This window comes from Bradyrhizobium sp. 1(2017), from assembly GCF_011602485.2.
In the GTDB taxonomy this organism is placed as follows: Bacteria; Pseudomonadota; Alphaproteobacteria; order Rhizobiales; family Xanthobacteraceae; genus Bradyrhizobium.
On record NZ_CP050022.2, the window covers coordinates 4,709,094 to 4,728,205 of the forward strand.

At 64.8% G+C, this 19,112-nt stretch carries 17 protein-coding genes and 2 pseudogenes; 7 read left to right on the forward strand and 12 right to left on the reverse strand.

Annotation, left to right across the window (positions count from 1 at the left end):
* Positions 1-161: 161 nt before the first annotated feature.
* The 4 genes from HAP40_RS22325 to HAP40_RS22340 all read right to left on the reverse strand — a co-directional run bounded on the left by HAP40_RS22325 (position 162) and on the right by HAP40_RS22340 (position 2,415).
* Positions 162-383, reverse strand: a complete 222-nt coding sequence (locus HAP40_RS22325) for a hypothetical protein (RefSeq protein ID WP_008548182.1) — start codon at positions 381-383, stop codon at positions 162-164.
* Positions 384-420: 37 nt separating this feature from the next.
* Entirely contained in the window at positions 421-657 is a 237-nt protein-coding gene (locus tag HAP40_RS22330) for a hypothetical protein (protein WP_166815689.1), read from the reverse strand.
* Positions 658-858: 201 nt separating this feature from the next.
* Positions 859-1,377 (reverse strand): transcriptional regulator LdtR, encoded by a 519-nt coding sequence (gene ldtR, locus HAP40_RS22335; protein ID WP_018320040.1) that lies wholly within the window; start codon positions 1,375-1,377, stop codon positions 859-861.
* A gap of 540 nt (positions 1,378-1,917) precedes the next feature.
* Positions 1,918-2,415: a DUF6163 family protein gene (locus HAP40_RS22340; RefSeq protein WP_166815688.1), complete on the reverse strand. Its 498-nt coding sequence runs from the start codon at positions 2,413-2,415 to the stop codon at positions 1,918-1,920.
* Between the two features lie 122 nt (positions 2,416-2,537).
* Between HAP40_RS22340 and hemB the strand changes: the two genes are divergently transcribed.
* The 3 genes from hemB to HAP40_RS22355 all read left to right on the forward strand — a co-directional run bounded on the left by hemB (position 2,538) and on the right by HAP40_RS22355 (position 5,362).
* Positions 2,538-3,599 carry a porphobilinogen synthase gene (gene hemB, locus HAP40_RS22345; RefSeq protein ID WP_166815687.1) on the forward strand — a complete coding sequence of 354 codons (1,062 nt, stop codon included), beginning with the start codon at positions 2,538-2,540 and terminating at the stop codon, positions 3,597-3,599.
* Between the two features lie 316 nt (positions 3,600-3,915).
* Entirely contained in the window at positions 3,916-4,455 is a 540-nt protein-coding gene (locus HAP40_RS22350) for an RDD family protein (protein WP_166815686.1), read from the forward strand.
* 130 nt (positions 4,456-4,585) lie between these two features.
* Positions 4,586-5,362: an arginyltransferase gene (locus tag HAP40_RS22355; protein WP_166815685.1), complete on the forward strand. Its 777-nt coding sequence runs from the start codon at positions 4,586-4,588 to the stop codon at positions 5,360-5,362.
* A gap of 70 nt (positions 5,363-5,432) precedes the next feature.
* Here HAP40_RS22355 and HAP40_RS22360 read toward each other — a convergent pair whose 3' ends face one another.
* The gene (locus HAP40_RS22360; protein ID WP_166815684.1) at positions 5,433-6,785 is read right to left on the reverse strand and encodes an Nramp family divalent metal transporter; all 1,353 of its coding nucleotides are present in this window, start codon (positions 6,783-6,785) and stop codon (positions 5,433-5,435) included.
* A gap of 163 nt (positions 6,786-6,948) precedes the next feature.
* Here HAP40_RS22360 and HAP40_RS22365 point away from each other — a divergent pair, with 163 nt between their 5' ends.
* The gene (locus HAP40_RS22365) at positions 6,949-8,193 is read left to right on the forward strand and encodes an MFS transporter (RefSeq protein WP_166815683.1); all 1,245 of its coding nucleotides are present in this window, start codon (positions 6,949-6,951) and stop codon (positions 8,191-8,193) included.
* 114 nt (positions 8,194-8,307) lie between these two features.
* Here the strand turns inward: HAP40_RS22365 and HAP40_RS22370 are convergent, their stop codons facing one another.
* Complete coding sequence (locus HAP40_RS22370) at positions 8,308-9,567, reverse strand: adenylate/guanylate cyclase domain-containing protein (RefSeq protein WP_166815682.1); 1,260 nt, start codon at positions 9,565-9,567, stop codon at positions 8,308-8,310.
* Between the two features lie 175 nt (positions 9,568-9,742).
* On the opposite strand from HAP40_RS22370, the gene HAP40_RS22375 reads away from it, so the two are divergent.
* Positions 9,743-10,900 (forward strand): MFS transporter, encoded by a 1,158-nt coding sequence (locus HAP40_RS22375; protein ID WP_166815681.1) that lies wholly within the window; start codon positions 9,743-9,745, stop codon positions 10,898-10,900.
* A 42-nt stretch (positions 10,901-10,942) separates the two neighbouring features.
* Here the strand turns inward: HAP40_RS22375 and HAP40_RS22380 are convergent, their stop codons facing one another.
* The 3 genes from HAP40_RS22380 to HAP40_RS22390 form a co-directional block, all read right to left on the reverse strand.
* A complete protein-coding gene (locus tag HAP40_RS22380; RefSeq protein ID WP_166815680.1) occupies positions 10,943-12,943 on the reverse strand; it encodes a hypothetical protein in 2,001 nt (666 codons plus the stop codon).
* Between the two features lie 35 nt (positions 12,944-12,978).
* Positions 12,979-14,004, reverse strand: coding sequence for a phosphatase PAP2 family protein (locus HAP40_RS22385; RefSeq protein ID WP_208024902.1), 1,026 nt, complete (start codon positions 14,002-14,004; stop codon positions 12,979-12,981).
* A gap of 149 nt (positions 14,005-14,153) precedes the next feature.
* The gene (locus HAP40_RS22390; RefSeq protein ID WP_166815678.1) at positions 14,154-15,986 is read right to left on the reverse strand and encodes an adenylate/guanylate cyclase domain-containing protein; all 1,833 of its coding nucleotides are present in this window, start codon (positions 15,984-15,986) and stop codon (positions 14,154-14,156) included.
* A gap of 349 nt (positions 15,987-16,335) precedes the next feature.
* Between HAP40_RS22390 and HAP40_RS22395 the strand changes: the two are divergent.
* A pseudogene (locus tag HAP40_RS22395) lies at positions 16,336-16,549 on the forward strand (MFS transporter); the annotation flags it as partial.
* A 31-nt stretch (positions 16,550-16,580) separates the two neighbouring features.
* Positions 16,581-16,772, forward strand: a complete 192-nt coding sequence (locus HAP40_RS22400; RefSeq protein WP_166815677.1) for a hypothetical protein — start codon at positions 16,581-16,583, stop codon at positions 16,770-16,772.
* Here the strand turns inward: HAP40_RS22400 and HAP40_RS22405 are convergent.
* From HAP40_RS22405 to dmeF, 3 genes and pseudogenes are all read right to left on the reverse strand, one after another.
* A complete protein-coding gene (locus tag HAP40_RS22405; RefSeq protein WP_166815676.1) occupies positions 16,769-17,647 on the reverse strand; it encodes a DMT family transporter in 879 nt (292 codons plus the stop codon). The two genes, HAP40_RS22400 and HAP40_RS22405, sit on opposite strands and share 4 nt — an antisense overlap.
* Before the next feature lie 109 nt (positions 17,648-17,756).
* Positions 17,757-17,900, reverse strand: a pseudogene (locus HAP40_RS22410) (N-acyl homoserine lactonase family protein); the annotation flags it as partial.
* Positions 17,901-17,984: 84 nt separating this feature from the next.
* Complete coding sequence (gene dmeF / locus HAP40_RS22415) at positions 17,985-18,953, reverse strand: CDF family Co(II)/Ni(II) efflux transporter DmeF (protein ID WP_166815675.1); 969 nt, start codon at positions 18,951-18,953, stop codon at positions 17,985-17,987.
* Positions 18,954-19,112 lie beyond the last annotated feature (159 nt).

Consider the following 19,112-nt stretch of genomic DNA (forward strand, 5'->3'; position numbering starts at 1 on the left):
ATTTGCGGGTCGGGCCTGAGATTTATGCAAGATATGGTGGGGATTGGAGGTTTTCGGCCCCCGACGGTTTCATGGAACCGGTCCGCCCCGGACACCTTGACCAGGACCGCGTTGGCCTCCACCTCGCGAGCCGAGGTTGGCCGGTCCCTGCCGGCGCGATGTCACAGCCCCGTATACCCCGCCTTCACCGGGTCCACGCTGCCGTCGAGCTGCCGCAGATAGGTCAGGCCGCAGACTGTCAACCTGTGGGTGTCCTTCTCGCCGGCCTCCATCAGCGTATTGAGGTAGGTCGTGACCTTGGCCCGTGCCTCCTCGCTGGCCGCGGCGGTGCGGTTGGCGAGCAGGTCATAGGTCTGCATGATGCGGTCGATGGCGGCTTCCATGGCACCCTCTGGTTCACTTGAATTTTGGGAGTCTTGATCAGGCAACCGCTCGGGCATCGGACTGCGTCTCGAACCGGGCGATCGCCGTGTTGGCGAGCCTGATCTTGTTGAATTCGCCCTGCTGGAGCAGCTCGATGATGATTCCGAGCAGGCGTTCGTCGGTGACGAGCGTATCGGGGATCGCGCCGGAGCGGCGCAGGTAGTTCGCGGCGATGGCGTAGGCCTCGCTCACGAGTTCCACGTTCATCACTTGAAGCCCGCGCTCGACCAGCATCGACATCCCTCCGATCCGAAGGAGATAAGCGCCAAGCCCGGAACTGGTTCCTCCCCGCGACGTGTTTTTTCGCAGGTGCACAAATCAAAACGCACCGGTCCGGATTGGATCCGGGCCGGCGCGCTTGGGGAAGTCAGGCACGTTCGGGACGGCTTGCCGGTCTTGTTTGGGCCGGCTTGGCCTTGATCCCTCGCGAAAAACTCAGAGCCGATACAGGATCTGGTCGGTCCAGAACCGCTCGAGGCGGTGCAGCGACTTGTTGAGGGTCGAGAACTCCTCGCCCGAGATGCCGCCGACCTGCTCGACCGTCTTGACGTGCTTCTGGTAGAGCGCATCGACGATGCGACGGACTTCCTGGCCCTGCGGGGTCAGACGGATGCGCACCGAGCGGCGATCGACGCGCGAGCGCTGATGATCGAGGAAGCCGAGCTCGACGAGCTTCTTCAGATTGTAGGAGACGTTGGAGCCGAGATAGTAGCCGCGCGTGCGCAGTTCGCCCGCGGTCAGCTCCTTGTCGCCGATGTTGTAGAGCAAGAGCGCCTGGACCGAGTTGATGTCCGCACGGCCGCGGCGATCGAATTCATCCTTGATCACGTCGAGGAGCCGACGATGCAGCCGCTCCACCAGAGTCAAAGCTTCCAGATAGAGCGACTGCACCGAACCCTGCTGGCCGGAGACGCGCTCTGCGGTATCTGCCGCAGTTGCGACGGCTTTCATCATGACACTTCCCCTGTTGTCGTTTTTATCGACACTTATTCGACGAAACTTGTGTCCCGTCTGATAGGTGCAACTTAAGGGGCTCGTTTGAAGATCGGCTTAAATAAGAGAATAAAGAGATCATGAATTTAAGACAGTGAATTGCGGATTAAGCCTGTGCCACAAGGGCTTTTCGCAACCCTCTGTTGACCTTTGCAAGGTCCTGTTCACCCTCCGTCCGCCCCTGTTGTCGCATTCCAGAACAGCACCGCCCCGTTTCGAAACGGGCGCGTAACGGCTGTGGCGGAACCGCCTGGTCAACGAAAACTTACCGCAAATTTTAGGCAACCAAAGGTCAACCAAGCGCAACATTCTCGTGTCCCGGACAAGGTGCAGCGCGCAGCGATGCATCGCAGAGCCGGGATCCAGAGAGGCGCGAGCGAGATCGGGAATAGATGGGCCCGGCTCTGCAACGCATCACGCCGGACCGGACGATGCTTCGCATCGCCAGGGGCGCGCTGCGTCGCGTCCGGGGCACGAGAGTCCGTTGCGTCGAACCGCGCGCTACGGCGGCCGTTCGCGCGCCGCCATCCAGGCGAGTGCGAGATAGGCGGCGAGCATGAAGGCTTCGACACCGACCACGATCAGGCTGCCGCCGTAGATGCCCGGGAACATCAGCTCGATCACCGCCATCGACACCACGGTCGTCAGCCACACCACCGCGCCCCAGGGCGTCGCCAGCCACAGGCCAACGGCCGCGACGAGTTCGATCACGGCGAAGTAGACGGTTGCGGCCTGCCAGGCCATCGACTGGTTCTCGAACGCCTCGTCCTCGCCGCCGACGAAACCTGTCACTTGCGCCCAGTGATAGAGACCCTTCAGGATCGACAGCAGCGCCATCACCCGCAGGAACAGCACGAGGCGGCGCGTCCAGACATTGTCATCGGACTCGGAGCGCTCCGACGAGATCGCCGCCACCGACATCGCGCTGTCCCTGGCGCTGTCTCTGGCATTGTCCCTGGCGCCGTCGCGGGCCGCATCGCGGGTGGAAATCTCGGACATGGCCCCTTCTGGCTGCTTCGCCCCGCAAAATCAATCGGCTGCCATCCCTTGCGGCAACTCAAGCCGCGGTGACGGGAACCGTGCGGGCTGGTATAAGAATAATTCCAGCCGGAGGAAGAGTGATGGCGATCAAATATGGACGTCCGATCGAATTGCGCGAGGTTTCGCGCCGGGAGGGCGCGGCGGTGCCCCATGCCCTCGATCTGACCGTCCGTCCGCGCCGCAACCGCAAGGCCGAATGGGCCCGGCGGATGGTGCGCGAGAACGTGCTCACCACGGATGACCTAATCTGGCCGCTGTTCCTGATCGACGGCACCAACAAGCGCGAGCAGATCGCCTCGATGCCCGGCGTCGACCGTCTCAGCGTCGACCAGGCGGTGCGCGAGGCCGAGCGCGCCATGAAGCTCACCATCCCCTGCCTCGCGCTGTTTCCCTATACCGACCCGTCCTTGCGCGACGAGGAAGGCTCGGAAGCCACCAACCCGGACAATCTGGTCTGCCAGGCGGTGCGCGCGATCAAGAAGGAGTTTCCGGAGATCGGCATCCTCTGCGACGTCGCGCTCGATCCCTTCACCAGCCATGGCCATGACGGCCTGATCTCCGACGGCAAGATCCTGAACGACGAGACGGTCGCCGTGCTGGTGCGTCAGGCGCTGGTGCAGGCCGAGGCCGGCTGCGACATCATCGCACCCTCCGACATGATGGATGGCCGCGTCGCCGCGATCCGCGAAGGCCTGGATCGCGCCGGCCTGCTCGACGTCCAGATCATGGCCTATGCCGCCAAATACGCCTCGGCCTTCTACGGCCCGTTCCGCGACGCGATCGGCTCGGCCAAGACGCTCACCGGCGACAAGCGCACCTATCAGATGGACAGCGCCAATACCGATGAAGCGCTGCGCGAGGTCGAACTCGACATCGCCGAAGGCGCCGACATGGTGATGGTGAAGCCCGGCATGCCCTATCTCGACGTGGTTCGCCGCGTGAAGGACACGTTTGCGATGCCGACCTTCGCCTATCAGGTCTCCGGCGAATACGCGATGATCGCAGCCGCCGCCAATAACGGCTGGCTCGACGGCGAGCGCGCCATGATGGAAAGCCTGCTCGCCTTCAAGCGCGCCGGCGCCGACGGCGTGCTGAGTTATTTTGCTCCGAAGGTGGCGGAGAAGCTGCGGGCGCAGGAGTAAGCGGCCGTCGTCCCGGCGAACGCTTAGCGAGTTTGCGCACCCTGTCTCCACGGTGTTGTCCTGGCGAAAGCCAGGACCCATACCCACCGGCTTCCGTTCGACGAAGACTCGTAGTGGGCATTTCGCCGCATCGCTCCTTCCTAGGGTGGGTCCTGACTTTCGGCAGGACGACAGCGGAAGCGTTGCGCAGGCATGGCCTCACCTCCTCTCGCGCCGCCGAATCGCCGGAATATTTCGGCTTGTTGACGTCCGCGCCCTTGGCATGCGGACGAGCTGTTCCCATGTCCTGCCACGGGGGTTCGCTGGGAGAACGGACATGTCGGACTCGGGCAATTCAGGCACTTGGCGTAGCGATGGCGGAATGCAGCCGCACGCCTACGACCCCTATCTGCATCCGGAGCTGTTCCGCGGCGTGGCGACGCGGCGCGTGTTCGCCTTCCTGATCGACATGATCGTGATCTCCGTACCTGTCATTCTCGGCTACGTCTTCATCGCCCTGTTCGGCGTGGTCACGCTCGGCCTCGGCTGGGCGCTGTTCTGGATCGCCTGGCCGGCCTCGGTGGTCTGGGCCATCGTCTATTACGGCGCGAGCATCGGCGGTCCGTCGTCCGCGACCGTGGGGATGCGTCTGATGGACCTGGAACTGCGCACCTGGTACGGCGCGCCCGGCTATTTCGTGCTCGGCGCCACCCATGCGGTGCTGTTCTGGGTGACGGTTTCCTTCCTGACGCCCTTCGTGGTGCTGGTCGGCCCGTTCAACGGCCGCCGTCGCCTGCTGCACGATTTCGTGCTGGGAACGGTCGTGGTCAACAACTCGGTTCGCATCCCGGCGCCCCAGGCCGCACGGACCTACTGAAAACCCGGCGATCAAGGACCTATCAACCTGGATCACCTAAGCTGGCTGATCTGATCTGCCGAGCAGGCCAATTGACCGGGGGCTTTCGGAGCGCGATGCTGATGTACAGTTTGGAGGCCCACGACGTCCCTTGACCCAGCACTCGCGCGACACCCCACAATTTTACCTCACGGCGCCCTCCCCGTGCCCCTATCTGCCGGGCCGGCATGAGCGCAAGGTATTCACGCATCTCGTGGGTGAGCGCGCCGGTGATCTCAACGACCTCCTGACCCATGGCGGGTTCCGCCGCAGCCAATCGATCGCCTATCGCCCCGCCTGTGACCAGTGCCGCGCCTGCGTCTCGGTCCGGGTGGTCGCCAACGAGTTCCGACCCTCCCGCAACTTCCGCAAGGTGATGGCGCGCAATGCCGACATCGTCGGCGAGCAGCGCAGCGCGGTGCCGACCTCCGAGCAATATTCCGTTTTCCGGGCCTATCTCGACGCCCGCCACCGGCATGGCGGCATGGCCGACATGACCGTGCTCGACTACGCCATGATGGTCGAGGACAGCCATGTCGAGACCCGCATCATCGAGTACCGCAAGCGCGGACCCGACAGCGGCATCACCGGCCGCGGCGAGGAGCTGATCGCGGTGGCACTCACGGACGTCCTCAGCGACGGCCTGTCGATGGTCTATTCCTTCTTCGAGCCCAGCCAGGTCAGCCGCTCGATGGGTACGTTCATGATCCTCGACCACATCGCGCGCGCCCGCCGGCAGGGGCTGCCTTACGTCTATCTCGGCTACTGGATCGAAGGCTCGAAGAAGATGGACTACAAGGCCCGCTTCCTGCCGCAGCAGCGCCTCGCCCCATCAGGCTGGCTGCGGATCGACGCGCAGGGAGATGCAATGTCCGAGCCGCAGGATTGAAGGAGCGAATGGTGAGTGGTGAATAGCGAACAGGAGAAATACTCCCCACTCGCTCCTCGCTATTCGCCACTCACCCGAACAGGGTATCCGCGAGCAGCTTCACGTTCAAGATCACGATGACGCCCGCGACGATCCAGGCGACCGCGGCGACCGACATCGGAATTGCGAACTTGCCCATCTTGCGACGGTCGGAGACGAAGCGGACCAGCGGGATGACGGCGAAGGGCAGCTGCATCGACAGCACGACCTGGCTGAACACCAGCAAATCCGCCGTGCCGCGCTCACCATAGATCGCGGTGACAATGATCACAGGAATGATCGCGATGCCGCGCGTGAGCAGGCGCCGCGCCCAGCTCGGCAGACGCAGGTCGAGAAAGCCCTCCATCACGATCTGGCCGGCGAGCGTCGCGGTCACCGTCGAGTTGAGGCCGGAAGCGAGCAGCGCCACCGCGAACAGCGTTGAGGCGATGCCGAGGCCGAGCAGCGGCGACAGCAGCTCGAAGGCCTGACCGATCTCGGCGACGTCGGAATGCCCGCTCTTGTGGAAGGTCGCAGCGGCGACGACGAGGATCGCGGCGTTGATGAAGAGCGCGAGCATCAAGGCGATCGTCGAGTCCGTCGTCGCCCATTTGATCGCCTCGCGCCGGCCGGCATCGTTGCGCTCATAGGCGCGCGTCTGCACGATCGAGGAGTGCAGGTAAAGATTATGTGGCATCACGGTCGCGCCGATGATGCCGATTGCGATGTAGAGCATCGCGGAATTGGTGAAAATCTCGCTCTTCGGCACGAAGCCGCGCAGGACCTCGGCCACCGGCGGAGCAGCGGCCACGATCTGGACTGCGAAGCAGACCGCGATCACCACCAGCAACGCGATGACGAACGCTTCCAGGAAGCGGAAGCCGCGATTCATCAGGATGAGAAGCAGGAACGCATCGAGCGCGGCGAGCAGCGCCCCGCCGATCAGGGGAATGCCGAACAGCAGCTTCAGCGCGATCGCGGTGCCGATCACCTCGGCGAGATCGCAGGCGATGATCGCCGCCTCGCAGGCGAGCCAGAGCAGGAAATTCACCGGCGGCGAATAGGTCGCGCGGCAGGCCTGCGCGAGGTCGCGGTCGGTGACGATGCCAAGCCGCGCAGCCAGCGACTGCAGCAGGATCGCCATCAAGTTCGAGAGCAGGATGACCGCGAGCAGCGTGTAGCCGAACTTCGATCCGCCGGCGAGGTCGGTCGCCCAGTTGCCGGGATCCATGTAGCCGACCGAGACGAGATAGCCCGGACCAACGAAGGCCAGCAGCCGCCGCCACCAAAGGCCGGTGGCGGGGATCGCGACGGTGGAATTGACTTCGGCGAGGCTCTTGGTGGTGGGCGCGTCGGCACGCCAGCCGGCAGTGTTGGGGCTCAATTGAGGTGATCGGGCATCCATGCTGGCAGAATACCCGACTTCACTCTTATTGCAACTCATTTGCAACTGCATCTAGCAGCACCCTCCCATGTGGCCGTGGGACTTCTCTTGTCGGGAAGCGGGTGGGTTCGGTGGTCATGGAAGGCGAACATTGGCGCAAGTTCGCTCTCGCAGGATATGCGCCATGTCAACGTCGCCTCGTCTCCCTGACACCTTCAACCGCCTCGCCTGGTCGAACCTCGCGGCGCAGTCGGCCGAGCAGATCGCGCTCGCCGCAGCGCCCATCGTCGCCGTGCTGACGCTCGGGGTTGCCGAGGGGCGGACCGGCCTGCTCCAGACCGCCCTCACCTTGCCCTTCGTCCTGTTCGCCATTCCCGCCGGCGTGCTCGCCGACCGCATCTCGCGCCGCAGGTTGATGGCAGGCGCCGAAGCGCTGCGGGCCGCCGCACTCGCGGCTATCGTGCTCCTGCTGGCGCTCGGCGCGCTCGATCTGCCGCTGCTGGCGCTGCTCGGTTTCGCGGCTGTCTGCGGCACCGTCGTCTACAGTGTCGCTGCACCGGCGCTGGTGCCCTCACTGGTGAGCCCGGACCTGTTGCCGGCAGCGAACGCACGGATCGAGCTTGCGCGCACCGTCGCCTTCGCGAGCGGACCGGCGCTCGGCGGCGTGCTGGTGGGATGGTGGGGCGCAAGCCCCGCCTTCGGCTTCGCCGCCGCGCTTTCTGCCGTCGCGGTGGTGCTGCTGTCCGGCATCTACGAGCCCGACCGCACGCCGGCGCCGCGGCGCCATCCGTTGCAGGACATTCGCGAAGGCGCGGCTTTCGTGTTTCACCATCCGCTGCTGCGGCCGGTGTTCATCACCCAGTTCATCTTCAACACCGGCTGGTTCCTGCAGATCGCGGTGTTCGTGCCCTATGCGGTGCGTCATCTCGGGTTGACCGCGGCCGGCGTCGGCGCCGTGCTGACGATGTACGGCGTCGGCATGGTGATCGGCGCGCTGCTCGCCACGCGCGTGATGCAGCGCCTGGCGTTCGGCACCGTCGTCGGCCTCGGCCCGGTCACCGGTTTCGTCGCCGCCTTGGTGATGGCGCTGACGGTGCTGGTCCCCTCGCCCTGGCTTGCGGCCCTGAGCTTCTTCCTGCTCGGCGTCGGGCCCATCCTGTGGGTGATTTCGACAACGACGCTGCGCCAGTCGGTAACCCCGCCGCGCCTGCTCGGCCGCGTCTCCGCCATCAACATCATGAGCTACGGCGCCCGGCCGCTCGGCTCGGCGCTGGGCGCGATCGTCGGCGGGCTCTGGAGCGCGGAAGCGTGCCTGTATCTGGCCGCCGCCGTGTTCGGCGTCCAGGCGCTGGTGATCCTGCTGTCGCCGGCTGTGGCGCTGGACCGGCAGCCGGACATGGTGGGGGACGAGGCGGCGGTGCGGTGCTAGGCACTCCGTCATTGCGAGGAGCGTAGCGACGAAGCAATCCAGGGTCCTTCCGCCGAGGGACTCTGGATTGCTTCGCTGCGCTCGCAATGACGGAGCAAGCCGGAACAGCCCGGCCTACCCCGCCAGATACCGCTCGTAGCTCCCCGTCACGGGCTCGCTGGCATCGACGTCGGGATCGAGCGTGTAGAGATCCTGCGCGCGGCCGATGCCGCGCAGGGCGTAGCGGCCGGTGGAGACGAGATAGCGGCGCCCGGCAGCATCGAGGCCCTTGTAGAATTCCGACGAGGCCAGGAGCTCGCGATCGACCGAGCGGCTCATCGAGGCGATGCGGCTGACCTCGTTGACGGTCGGCCCGACCACGGTGAAGTCGAGCCGGTCCTCGCTGCCGATATTGCCGTAGAAGACCTCGCCGACATGCAGGCCGATATAGGCCGACGTGGTGGGACGGCCGTCGGCGGCCCGGCGCGCGTTCAGCGCCGCGACGTTCTTGCGAAACAGATGCTCGGCGCGCAGCGCGGCACGGCGCGCGTCCGCCATGTCCTCGCCCCAGAACATCGCCAGCACGCCGTCGCCGATCAGCTTCAGCACGTCGCCCCCGGCATCGTGGATCGGATCGATCACGGCCTGGGCGTAGTCGTTGAGGAACGGAATGATCTCGTCGGGACCGATGCTCTCGCTGATCCCGGTCGAGCCACGCAAATCCGAATACCAGAGCACGGCGTTGATGCGCTCGGTGACGCCGCGCGAGATGCGCCCGCGCAAGACCTGCTCGGAAGCATCGCGGCCGAGATAGACGCGGCCGAGCGTGCGGGCGATGTCGACTTGCTGGCCCGACTTGATCGCGAGCCCCAGTACCGGCACGAGATCGCGCAGCGCTTCCAGCTCCGCTCCGGAGAAGCCGCTGTCGCGCCGCGTGGTCCAGCAGGAATAGAGGCAGTCCATCAGGCCGAGCGCGCCGTTTTCGCCGAAGCGATGCACGAAAGCGAGATAGTGCTTGTGGCCCTTTTCGGCGAGCTCGCCGATCTGCGAGAAATCCATCGACGGCGCATCGGCGAGATCGATCACCATCTCGTCGTGGCCGTTCTCGAGCATGTGGAAGAACACCGAGCGGCGCCAGCTCTTGGCGGCGTCGCCGTCGGCTGTCGAGCCGTATTCGAACGCGTCGCTCTCGTTGCTCGGACGGTCGCTCCAGCGGAAGCCGCGGCCCTCATAGATCGGATGCAGCGTGTCGATGACGACCAGCCCGCGCGACAGTTCCAGCCCCTCGGCGCAGCAGCGCTCGCAGAAGCCGCGGAGCAGTTCGTTTTCAGGCAGGCCCGTGAGCCCCTGGCCGGTCAGCCAGTTCATCAGCGCGAGGCGCGAGGTCAATTGCATGCGCCATTATGGCGTGCATTCGTGACGAGCGAAAGGCGGCTGTGCTCACGGCCCAAGGCTCACGGCCCAAGGCTCCCGTCCGCAGCAGGGCGAATATGCCGCAGACGCTGTTGACGCGCTCTCGCCGCAGGCGGCAAATGGCTCCGATGACACAGGCGACCAGAAGCACAAGGACATGAGCCAGCGCCAGCTTCCGATCATCCTGGCGCTCGGCACCACGCAGACCCTGGCCTGGGCCTCCAGCTATTATCTGCCGGCGTTGATCGCCGATCCCATGGCCCGCGACCTCGGCGTCTCCTCCAACTGGATCTTCGGCGCGTTCTCGGCTTCGCTCGTGATCTCCGCAATGCTCGGCCCGCGCATCGGACGGCAGATCGACCTCGTCGGCGGACGGCAGGTCCTGTCGGCCTCGAACCTTACGATCGCCGCCGGGCTCGTCCTGCTCGGGCTCGCGCAGTCGGTGGCGGTGATGGCGATCGCCTGGCTCGTGCTCGGCATCGGCATGGCGATGGGTCTGTATGACGCCGCCTTCGCCGCGCTGGGGCGCATCTACGGCACCGAGGCGCGCAGGCCGATCACCGGCATCACGCTGATGGCGGGCTTCGCCTCGACGGTCGGCTGGCCGCTCACTGCCTGGGGCCTCGCCCATATCGGCTGGCGCGAGACCTGCTTTGCCTGGGCGGCCGCCAATCTCCTGATCGGCCTGCCCCTCAATTTCTTCATGCTGCCGGCGATCCGGGGCGCGAAGCAGGCTGCGGCGACCGCCGAGAAGCCGCATCTGCCGCTCGACCGCACCATGATCCTGCTCGCCTTCATCTTTGCCGCGGTCTGGACCGTCACCGGCGCCATGGCCGCGCATTTCCCGCGCATCCTGGAGGCGACGGGCGCAACGCCTGTCGAGGCGATTGCAGCCGGCGCGTTGATCGGCCCGGCACAGGTCGGCGCGCGCCTGCTCGAGGCCGGCCTCCTCAGCCGCTTCCATCCGCTGTGGTCGACGCGGCTCGCCTGCCTCACCCATCCGATCGGCGCGGTGGTCGTCGCAATCTTCGGCGCCGCCGCCGCGAGCGCGTTCGCGCTGTTTCACGGCTCTGGCAACGGCATCCTGACCATCGCGCGCGGCACGCTGCCGCTCGCCATCTTCGGACCGAAGGATTTCGGCTACCGTCTCGGCATCATCGGCGCACCGGCGCGGATGGCACAGGCGGTGGCGCCGCTCGCCTTCGGCCTGCTGATCGATGTCATGGGCGCCAAGGTGCTGATCGTATCGTCAGCGCTGAGCCTCGCGGCCCTCGTCGCGCTGTTTGCGATCCACCCGGACCAACGGCCGACGTGACGCTTGCACAAAGGGCGTCCGTTCGCGTCCTTCGCTCGCAGGTCACGGCGGATCGAGATCGCCCCAACCCCGCTTCTCGTCCGGAGGACTGGCTGGAGCATCGTGTACCGTCAACGGCTGCCCGTCCGCAACCAGCCGCGCGAGTTGCGGCGCGGCGGCGCTGGTACCGATGAGACGAAACACGACGCCGCTTCGATTGCCCCCGGCGCGTACGCCCTGGAGAGCATCCGACTCGTCGCAGAACAGCGCGTAGTCGGGCCCGATCCTCGGTGCATAAGGCCCGGTTCGTGCACGGCCCGCTGATGAATAAGCCGACTTGCGTTTCGGCGCCGAAAGAATGTAGCCGCCGGCCACGTGAACACCAGCGACGCTGTCGGTACCAATCCCGTTGAGGGTGCCGAGGCGAGACACAAGCGATCCGGATCTGTCGAACTCTCCACCGGCATATGTGCAGCCGGCCCCGGCCGCGCCGCCCGCCTCCCATCCGGCATCGACAAAATAGGACCGCTTGGCGCCGGTAGACATGTTCATGTTCGGATCGGTGCGCGCCACATAGGCATGAACCTCGTGCCCCACCGCGATGCCCTCGACCTTGATCTTCCAATTGCCATGTTCGGGCACCGCGCCGGTTCTGGCGACGGTGGGCTCGACCGCCATCAGCCACACCCTGTCGTCACCCCAGACGACCGGGGCATACGCGCCAGTGTAGGGCGGAAGTGCGGGTACGCCGGGCGGCGGGGGTGGCGGCGTCGGCGGCGGCGGACCGGCGGTCGATGAGGAGCTGTCACCGCCGGGCGACGTCAGCGTAACGACGACACCGCCCGTATGGTGCTTCTTCATCCAGACTTCGGCAAAGCAGAGCACGGTGTTGTCGGGAGGAAGGCGCCACGTCCATTCGACATAGTCAGGGTCCGCCATGGTTGGCCTGGCGAAACGGACGTGCCCATCGCTCAGATAATTGTTGCCGGCGGGCAGGAAGACGTCGAGCTTTGGTTTTACGGAAATCCCGTCATAATAGGTGACAAGCTCTCTCAGCTTGCCCTCGAGCTCCGCTGTGCCGTTGTGAGCTCCGGTCGTCGGCCCGTAGCTGACATTGATCACCACGTTGGTCGTGCCGGAATCGACAAACGACATGATGTAATCGATTGCATCGGCGACGTAACCCTTCAGCCAGATGCCGGTCGCGTCACGAAGGCAGCTCTCAGGAAACTGCACGAACACGATGTCTGCTTCGCAAGCGGGATCGGACAGGGGATCTCCGGGCTGCCAATTTGGCGGATCGCCGCGCGCGATCCGCGCCGAGGGCGGAATGCGGCCGGCGAGGACATCCATCACATGTGCGCCATGCGAGCCCTGATGCTTGAGGGTCTTGAATTCCCCATCCGCGTAGCAGCCATCCTCGTCGACCGTGCTTGCTCGCTTGTGCAACTGGATCCAGTCATTGAGGCCAAGCACGCCGGATACGGAGTCCCGAAGGAACTCGAGGCCGTAGTTGAAGTCGAAGGGTTTTTCGCCAAAGACGTCGGCTCCTACCGGAATCGGAACTCTGCCCGGGTGCTCGGTCTGATCCCAGATTCCGCGGACACGCGTCCCGGTCGCAACACCCGCGGTCCATTTGACGAACTGAGAGGCGGCGAACGGACAGCCATCGTCGATCACGCCAATGAGGAGCGACGTCGGTGCTGCGTCGCTCGCGGACCTGTTGCGCTGCGCCCCCTTTTCTATTCCCGTCGGCTTCAGCGGAAGCGACAACTCGACCCGGGATACGTTGTCGTTCCACGCCCGGAAACTTTCCGGCTCGATCGTTCTCTTGAAAGCTCGCATGGTCAAATATCGCGAGTTCGGACTGGTCAGTCCGAACTCGGCACCGAAGCCGCTAGGGCTCATTGCTCTCTTGAAGTCTTCGGCCCGCTCGGCCGCCTTGAGCTCCACAAACAGAAATAGCTTGGATTCCCGCGGGTCGAAAAATTCAAAGTTCTTGAATTTGCTCTCGATTGCGTACCGCAGGTATGGGTCGAAACATTTCGGCAGTTCCTCGGCCATGGATGCTCTCCACTTCGGTCGCAGGGGCGTTCTGGCTACGGGAATCTCGTCGACACTTCGTTGTAGGCCTTGTCCCACAGCTCCTTCATCAGGAGAGACTGCGGCACAGTCCCCCCGGTGGTTTCCGAATAGAACTTGTTCGCATTGAGCGCCTGGTCGGCACGGAAGGGATTGAAGTCCGTGCTGGAGTTGCTGTTCACATAGCCCGCGTTGAACGTGCGGCTCTTGGTTGCCGTGCTCCCAAGGCAGCGCCCGACGAAATATTCGCCCAAGGCGGTGCCCAGCATTCGTCCTGCCATGCTGTCGACCGGAAAATGCACCCCGGCCACGACCCGGTTTGTTGCGATCCGTGCCGCCTGGCGCTCGAGCTGCTCGACGATCTGGGGGAATCCGGGTGTCGTCTTATGCAGGCTCAATAGCCGCTTGAGCACGTAAGCTACCGCATGAGCCTGCGTCGCGTGTCCGCTCGGGAAACTTCCGTGTCCCGGCGTCGTCATCATCGGTTGTATCTGGGCGTTGTATTCGACGGGGCGCCAGCACGCCAGCGCATGCTTGAAGCGCATCTCGACGTAGACGCAGAATTGCAGGACCATGTTGATGAGCTCGAACGTCCGTCTGGTCCGCTCGGGATGCACGCAGACGATCGAAGACCAGAAGGCATATTGGGGATCGATCTGCGCCATGATTTCCGTGGCGCGTTCGTTGCGAAGCTCGGCCCAACTCAGGACCATCGCAATCTGGTTTTTGAACGTCGCCTCGCTCGGACGTCCTATCTCCGCAATCACGTATGCGGGCGACCGAACCAGGAATGCGTTCGGATCGGTGCCTGACACCTGGAGGGTGATGCCTTGCAGCATCTCCCCGACCGCCGTGTAGGCGCGCACCCATGAGTCCCAGCGATCCAATTGGGCGGGGTCTTCGATCGCCGGCAAGCTCGGCGCGTAATAATAAAAGTATGGCGACGTCGAGGTTTCGGGAAGAACGATCGTCCCTTCGCGAGCCCGGATGAGTGCATCCACCATCACCGGATTGGCCCAGACATCGCCCATTGTGCCAAGCATCGCTCCTCCGGCCCCTCCAGCGCCGCCCGCTCCCCCAGCTCCCCCTGCTCCTCCTGCGCCGCCGGCTCCGCCAGCACCACCTGCGCCGCCTGCTCCTCCCGCACCGCCTAGTTGAGCCATTGCCTGCCTCCCTCTGGAATACAGTTCAGTCAGCCTGTCGTCGGTAAACCTGCGATTTCCAGGCAGCGAGCCCAATGCTTGCCTGTTTCGAGCTGCGCGTTCGGGAGACGCGCCTTGTAGCGATCTACGGTCAATTGCGGTTCGAGCTCGCGCATCCTGCCCAAAGCTTCGCGCGCCTCCTCGACCCGTCCCTGCGAAACGAGTGCGATCGCAAGGACCCGCCAGGTGGAGGGATGCATGCGATTGAGAAGGAGAGATGAGCGCGCGAGCTTTTCCGCCTCTTCGTATCGATGCGCGGACAATAGAGCCGTGGCGCCGAGGGACTCGAAATAATAGCGCTGCGGATCGAGCGGCGAAAGCTCCAGAGCCCGCCGCGTTGCTCCCACGGCTGCCTCGCCCTCGCCTTTGAAGGCGTTGACCGTGCCGCGGTAGAGCCAGCCCAGCGCGTGGCTGGGGTTGGCATCGACGGCCTGCTCGCACCGCTTGCGAGCGGTGTCCAGGTCCCGCAACATGTGACAATAGACGAAGCCTTCGGTCGCAAGCGCAAGCGCGTCGGACGGGTCGCGATCGAGCGCCGCGCGCGTGGCGCTCAATGCCTCGGCGGCCTCGCGTTTGCGGTTCTCGGACCAGCCGCGCGTCATGCGCAGGATGTACCAGTTGGCGAGCCAGGCGCGGGGAGCAGCTATCCGGCCGTGGCGATTGATCAGTTCGTCCAGGACCTTGCGTGTCTGGAGAAACTCCTCCCTGCTCGACCGGTGCATCAGGCGGATGCTGCCGAGCAGGAGCGAATAGCTCTCCAGCGTCGGCAACGGCTGGGTCAGGATATGCTCGACCTCGGCATCGAACACCGACAGATGCACTGCAGCGGCGATGCGGTGAGCCAATTCGCTCTCCGGCTGCAGCAGGTCGCCGATATTGCCGGTCAGGCGGTCGGTCCACACGACCTGGTTGGTTCGCGCCGCCGATAGTTCCGCTGTCACCATGATCCGGTCCGCATGGACCACATAGCTGCCGCTAAGAATGTAGGTGGCACCGAGATATGCCGATATTTCCGCGACGTCGCTGATCCTGCCGCGGAACGTGTTTGTGGACAGACGCGAGATCACCTTGAGGTTCGCCGATTTGGACAGGCGCCAGATCACGCTGTCCGCGATCAGGTTACCGATGTCGAGATGTTCGTTCGCGTCCTTGCGCGCGTCGAAGGGTATGACCGCGATCGCCGGCTCCATGGGAGTACCATAGTCTCGCCGAGCCGCGAGGCTCGGGTGTGGACTGGCCGGACCAACGCGGTAGGCGCGAACCGGCTTGTCAAAGTGCTTGAGGATACAGTTGCCCAGGTCTTCGCACAGCGCATCCACTCCGTGCGTCAGCTCGTCGCGCGCTGCAGCGCTGCCAATCGTCTCCCCCGGCTTGGCCAGGCTGGCAAGAGCTGCCGCCAGCTGCTCATGCGCCGCCTCGCTGGCGATCGTTTCACCGGGACCGGCAAGGGTTGCGAGCCGGGCTGCGAGGTTGATGCCGGTGCCATAGATGTCGATGCCGTCGCTCCAGGCGGTGGAAGCGTTGATCCCCGCACGAAGCTGGAAGTGTTGATCGTCGGGACGCCCGGTGTTCTGGACAGCGATGGTCCGGTGCATGTCTGCCGCGGCATTGACGGCATCAGGCACCGATTCGAAGCGGGCCATCAGCCCATCTCCGAGGCTCTTCACGAGGCCGCCGCGATAACGCGGCAGGATCTGGCCGGTGGCAAGTTGGACGAAGTCCGTCCATCGACGTACAGCGGATGCCTCGTGCGCCTGCATCAGCCGCACGGACTCGACCAGGTCGACCAAGAGGACCACAGTGTCCTGCTGCACGAGGCCCATTGCTCGTCTCTCCGAAGCCCGGCTTCCGCTGACCGGACTCTCAGGTGAATGGCCCTTTAGGCCATTACTGTTCGACTTCCCAGATGTTGACCGAACCCTGCCCGGCAGTTGCGAATTCGGCGGACGCCCTCATCGAGTGCACGCAAATCAATACTGCGCACGCGTTCGCTCGGTTATGATCCAGATCACGATTTCCGAAATGCCTGGGCCGGTCGCATGCGCGGCAATTATTCGCACCTCAAAATACACGCTACAAGCTTCTTCTCGTTATACGAGAAGTCAGATTCGTTTGCCGCTAATGCGGGCACGTCTCGACCTCGACGGTGACGTGGCTCAGCCCCTTCAGCCCGGCGAGCCGCCGCTCGCCATCTTCGGTCCGAAGGACTTTGGCTACCGTCTTGGCATCATCGGCGCCCCGGCGCGAATGGCCAGGCGGTGGCCCCGCTCGCCTTCGGCTGTTGATCGACGTGATGGGCGCCAAGGTGCTGATTGTCTCCTCCGCGCTCAGCCTGTCGGCGCTGGCCGCGCTGTTCCTGATCCGCACCGGACCGCGGCCGGATTGACCGCTCGGCCGCTTTCGCGCACAAGCGGGCGATGACCGACGACACTGGCCCGCCCCGCACGTTCAAAGGCCTCCTGCGCTGGGCGACCACGCCGCCGCAGGCCTGGGGCGTCTATCTCCTCGCAGTCCTGCTGGTCTGGCTGGTGTCGTTCTATGCCGGCACGCTGAAGCCGAAGAAAACGCCAGAGCCGAGCCCGCCCACGGCGAGTGCGCCGCGCAGCTAGGCCGGCTTCGCCTCGCTGGTCGCGATCCAGATGCCGGCGAACACCGCGACGAGCCCGATCAGAAGGTTTGCCGTGATCGGCTCGCCGATCAGCAGCGCCGCCAGCAATGTAGCCGCGATCGGATTGACCGTCATCGTATTGGCAACGCGGGTCGGCGTCGCCCGCGCCAGCGCCATAACCCAGAGGATGAACGCGAGCGCGCCGCCGCCGGCGCCGAGATAGATGCCGGCGATCCATTGTGCCGTCGTGAAATGATCGAGCGCGGCAAAGCTGCCCTTCACCAGACCCGCCAGCACCAGCACGACGGCGCCCGCGCCCATGCCCACCGTGAGAAAGCCGAACGCGCTGGAGCGCTGCATCAGCGGCCGCGACAGCACATTGTAGAACGCCATGCAGAACACGGCGCCGGTCATGATCAACTCGCCGCGCCAAGCCCCGGGTGGGCTCTGCGCGAGGCCCGCAGCGAGCGCCGCCGCCACGCCGAGCACGGCGATCGCAACGCCAATCATCTTGCGCGACGTCAGCCGCTCGACGCCGAGGATGGCCCCGACCACCATGGTGTGGAGCGGGAGCGTCGCCAGCGCAAGACTGGCGCGCGCGGCCGTCGTGTAGGACACCGCGATGTTGTAAAGGATGAAGAACAGGCCGAAGAAGCAGATGCCGAGCAGCCCCACAGCCGGCCAATCCGCCCGCTGCGGCCAACGCGCGCCGAGCACAAGCGCACACGGCAAGAGGCAGAGAAAGCCGATCCCCCAACGCAGGATCGCGAGCAGGATGGGATCGGCGCCGCCGACGAGATAGCGCGTGACCGCTGCCGCCGTGCCGCCGAGGCTGCTCGACGCCAGCGCGATCGCGACCCCGAGCCATTCTCCCACGCTCGTCTCCTGTTGCGGAGCTTTTGGGAGCGGCTAGCACATCCCTGCTGCCACCTGTGTGGCAACAGGGGCTCGCGCAGAACTAGTCGTAAAACTCCGGCGCCATCTTCCAGCGCGAGATGTCGCCGGCGGTACCCTCGCCGCAATTCCGCACATAGAGCTTTTCGACGCCGGCCTGTCCCGATTGCGCGAATGCCGCAGAGCCGGACAGAGCGAGTGCGGCGATGGCGAGCGCGAGCTTGATCCTGGGCATTGTTTGTTATTTCTCTCCTGAAACCGTGCAGGCCACGACCGAGGATGAACCCCGGCCCGTCCGCAGAATTCTAAGCAAAGCCGGTCAATGCAGGCACGTCTCGACCTCGACGGTGACGTGGCTCAGCCCCTTCAGCCCGGCGAGCCGCCTCTTGTAGACCGCCGGCTGCTTCGGCTGGTCCGACACCACCGAGAGCAGCACGGCGCAATGGCCGGGCCCGACCTGCCAGAGATGCAGATCGGTAACGCGGTCGTCGTCGACCTCGATCCGCGCCCGGATCACCCGCTCCAGCTTCTCGTCGGCGCGCACGTCGAGCAGCACCGCGCCTGATGACTTGATCAGGCCGAACGCCCAGGCCGCAATCACGGCGCTGCCGATCAAGCCCACGGCCGGATCGGCCCAGACCCATCCTGAATACATCGCAACGACGAGCGCCGCGATCGCCAGCACCGAGGTCGCCGCATCGGCCATGACATGGACATAGGCCGCGCGCAGATTGTTGTCGTGATGATGGTGATCATGGTCATGGTGATCATGGTCGTGGTCATGATCGTCGTGATCGTCATGCACATGGCTGTGGCCGTGATGATGATCATGGCTGCCCCGCAACAGCCAAGCGCTGGCGAGGTTGACGCAGAGTCCGAGCGCTGCGACCGCAATCGCCTCGCCATAGACGATCGGCACCGGCGTGAACAGCCGCAGCACGCTCTCATAGGCGATCTCGACCGCGATCAGGCCGAGGATGATTGCGCTGGAGAAGGCGGCGAGATCGCCGAACTTGCCGGTGCCGAAAGTGAAGTGCGCATTGCCCAGATGCCGGCGCGCGAAGCGATAGGCGAAGGCGGCAATGCCGAGCGCGGCGGCATGCGTGCCCATATGCCAGCCGTCGGCGAGCAGCGCCATCGAGCCGAACAGCGAGCCGGCGACGATCTCCCCGACCATCATCACCAGCGTCAGGGCGACCACGAACCAGGTGCGCCGCTCGTTCTCGTCGTGCTTCTCGCCAAGGAAGGCGTGGTCATGTGTCCATTGGTCGATGGAGTGAGAATGCATCGAATTCTCCAGAAGATTCAGGTCAGCTGGCGCGCACTATAGCCGGCGGACACCAATTTTCTAAGGCCCGATCATCCTGCGGATTGACAGTTCTGCTTGGTTTAGCTGTAATCAGCCCATGGGGATTTGAGCGATCTCCCCACGAGGCGACATGCCCAA